Raw genomic sequence first — 3,238 nt, forward strand, 5'->3', positions numbered from 1 at the left:
TGAATTAAGCCGCGAGGCGATCAGCAAGCCCGCAATGCCGCAAATTGCGCCGCCTAAACCATAGATCGCAATTTTCCATCGATCGACGTTGACGCCTGAAAGGCGTACGGCTTCTTCGTTGCTGCCAAGCGCGAATGTGTATCGTCCGAGCGCGGTGCGGTTAAGCGTGATGGAGCTTGCCAGCGCCAGAAAGAAAAGAATGAGCACGGCGTTCGGAATCGGCATGCTGGGCAGGAAATAGCCAATCAGCGAGTCCTGCGAAATCATGTAGAAATTTTCGGTATCGGTGAAATAGATCGGCTTGTCGGCTGAGACGACGAGCGAAAGCCCTTTAAGCAAAAGCATCATGCCGAGCGTGGCGATAAACGGCGGAATTTTCATCTTCGCCGTCAGCGTGCCCGACACGGTTCCGCAAAGCGCCCCCGTTGCTATCGCGGCAACAATGCCTAACCACATTGGCAAATGCCAGTACGTGAGAAACACGCCGCATATCACGGCGGTAAAGGTCATCAACGTGCCGACCGACAAGTCGATGCCACCCGTGATAATGACAAAGGTACTCGCAATTGCCAGCACCCCGTTGACGGCCGTCGCTTGAAGGATGCCTAAGATATTGTCCATCTGCATAAATGCAGGCGACGCAAAGCTAAAGAACACCAGTAGCAAAATCAGGCTGGCGAATGCCAATAGCTTTTGCAATGCCGTCGGCGAAAACACGCGCGCGCGCAAGCCGTTGGTGCGCTTGGCGGTATTGAGTGCCGCCGTATCCGATGGTTGTGTCATGAGCCGAGCCTCTCCTTAAGCCGCCTGCAAAGATTCGCGCCGCGTCGCGAGCTGCATGATGCGCTCCTGCGTCGCTTCGGTCGAAGATAGTTCGCCGGTAATACGTCCTTCGCACATCACCACAATGCGATCGCTCATGCGAAGAATTTCCGGCAACTCTGAAGAAATCATGACGATGGCCTTGCCTTGACCGGCAAGCGATCGCAAGAGCTTATAAATTTCGCTCTTGGCACCGACGTCGATACCGCGAGTGGGTTCATCAAAGAACAGCACGTCGCAATCACGCTCCAGCCATTTAGCAATCACGATCTTTTGTTGATTGCCTCCTGAGAGCAGGCGCACGGGCTGAGTGGGCGAGGGCGTGCGAATCGCAAGCAGGTTGATGAAATGCGCCGCTGTCTTACGAATTTTCGCGCGGCGCAGAAACACGCGCGCGGATAAAAACTTACCCAGATTCGACATGACGATATTCGATTCCACGTCCATGCCCGTTGCCAATCCAAAGCGCTTGCGGTCCTCCGACAAATAGCCGATACCGCGCGATACCGCATCGCTCGGTCTCCTGATGATCGCCTTCGTACCGTTGATGACAATCTCACCGCTCTCGATTGGATCGGCACCGAACACCGCGCGCGCGACTTCGGTGCGACCCGCGCCCATTAGCCCCGCAAAGCCAAGGATTTCCCCTTTGCGCAGCGTGAAACTCACATCACGCACCAAAGGCCCGGCGTTGAGATGCCTGACTTCCAGCGCTACCTCGCCTTGGTCCGAACCGCCTAAAAACGAGGTGAGATCGGTTAGCGTGCGCCCCACCATCATGCCGATGATGGTCTCCACACTCGTGTCTTTGGTCACCACCGTGCCGACATATTCGCCGTCGCGCAGCACGGTCACGCGATCGGAAATCTGCTTGAGTTCGTCCATCTTGTGCGAGATATAGACGATGCCGACACCGCGTTCTTTTAGCTGTCGAATGATGCGGAACAGCTCGGCAATTTCAGCGTCGTTTAACGCAGACGTAGGTTCATCCATGATAAGCACACGCGAGTCGAACGACAGCGCCTTGGCAATTTCCACCATCTGTTGACTGGCGACGGTAAGCGTGTCGACCACCGTGCGAGGATCGATATTCACGTGCATGCGCGCGAGAATATCGCTTGCCTGACGATTCAGCTTGTCTTCATCGAGCAGCAAACCCATCAGCTTGCGCGGCTCGCGGCCAATAAAAATATTCTGCGCAACGGTCAAATGGTTCATCAATTGAAGCTCTTGATGAATGATGCCGACACCCAAAGCCTGCGCATCGCGCGGGCTGGCGAAATCGACTGGCTTGCCGTCCAGCAGAATGTCGCCGCTATCGCGTGTATAGACGCCCGCGAGAATTTTCATGAGCGTCGATTTGCCTGCGCCGTTTTCGCCCATCAGCGCGTGGACTTCGCCCGGCAATAGATCGAAGCGCACTTCATGAAGCGCGCGTACGCCCGGAAAACGCTTGCTGAGTCGATCGACGGTTATCAGAGAAGTCATGGCGTGTCTTTGGGTTGCCTGGCATGTGGCGTATATTCCTAAGCCTGATTACGGCGCGAATAAATCTGGCCTGTCCGCTGCCGAACGATGCAATTCCGCCACCACCTGATCCAGATGATCGTGCATGGCTTGAGCAGCGATATCAGCCTTGCCGCTGCTGATCGCTTTGAAGATGCGCTCGTGCTCAGCCAGCGTATGCACGAGCCGCTCGGGACTGGCAAGAAGTTGCCGCGCACGGTCCAGCGCACTGCGCGACACCGCGACGATTTCCTTTACGCGAGGCAGGGCAATGGCATCGAGCAAAATTTCATGAAAGGCCAGATCGAGGCCATGAAACGCGAGGCGCTGACCGGCCTTGAGTGTGGCGCGTTGTTGATCGAGATTGAGCGACAAGGTTTCGAGCGTCGTCTGGTCTTTCATCAAGGCTACGCTGCGCGCGGTTTCGACTTCCAGTGCGCTGCGGATAAACCAATGCTGATTGAGATCGTCGAGTGCAATGGGCTTTACGCGCGTGCCTCGCTGCGGCAACACCTCGACCAAACCCGCATGCTCGAGTCTCGCCAATGCCGACGAAACCGGAAAGCGCGACACACCCATTCGCTCGCATACCGCCAGCTTGTCGATCATCATCCCAGGCTCGAATGCCAGCGTGACAATGGCATCGCGTAACGCTTCCTCCACGGCGTCCGTCAGGCTGCCGCGTTCGCCGCTTTTGATCTTGTGCAACGCATCATACGGACTGCTGATAAGAACGGTGGTATCGGACGGTGTGCTCACGACGCTTGATTTCCGATGAAGATGCTAGCATGCTAGAAAGCATATTCAGGCTTGTCAACGCGTGCTAATGCTTAGCGGCTTATTAGCGATGCAATTAAATCTAACGCATCCCTAAGTTTGGGTTTTTACTAAAGACGCTAAGCGTTTTCCC

General features: G+C 55.6%; 2 protein-coding genes and 1 pseudogene. All 3 read right to left on the minus strand.

Going from position 1 to position 3,238, the window contains the following annotated elements; genetic code table 11:
- Nucleotides 1-783: ABC transporter permease (locus tag P7F28_RS15505; protein WP_277185406.1), on the minus strand; the 783-nt coding region annotated here is incomplete at its 3' end.
- A 15-nt stretch (nucleotides 784-798) separates the two neighbouring features.
- Nucleotides 799-2,310, minus strand: coding sequence for a sugar ABC transporter ATP-binding protein (locus tag P7F28_RS15510; RefSeq protein ID WP_277185407.1), 1,512 nt, complete (start codon nucleotides 2,308-2,310; stop codon nucleotides 799-801).
- A 48-nt stretch (nucleotides 2,311-2,358) separates the two neighbouring features.
- Nucleotides 2,359-3,118, minus strand: a pseudogene (locus tag P7F28_RS15515) (GntR family transcriptional regulator).
- Nucleotides 3,119-3,238: the final 120 nt, after the last annotated feature.

The organism is Caballeronia sp. BR00000012568055, from assembly GCF_029439455.1.
In the GTDB taxonomy this organism is placed as follows: Bacteria; Pseudomonadota; Gammaproteobacteria; order Burkholderiales; family Burkholderiaceae; genus Caballeronia.

What these genes read in the sequence shown, in the direction of transcription:
- P7F28_RS15510 (WP_277185407.1), bottom strand. Translation starts at nt 2,310, where the DNA reads ATGACTTCTCTGATAACCGTCGATCGACTCAGCAAGCGTTTTCCGGGC.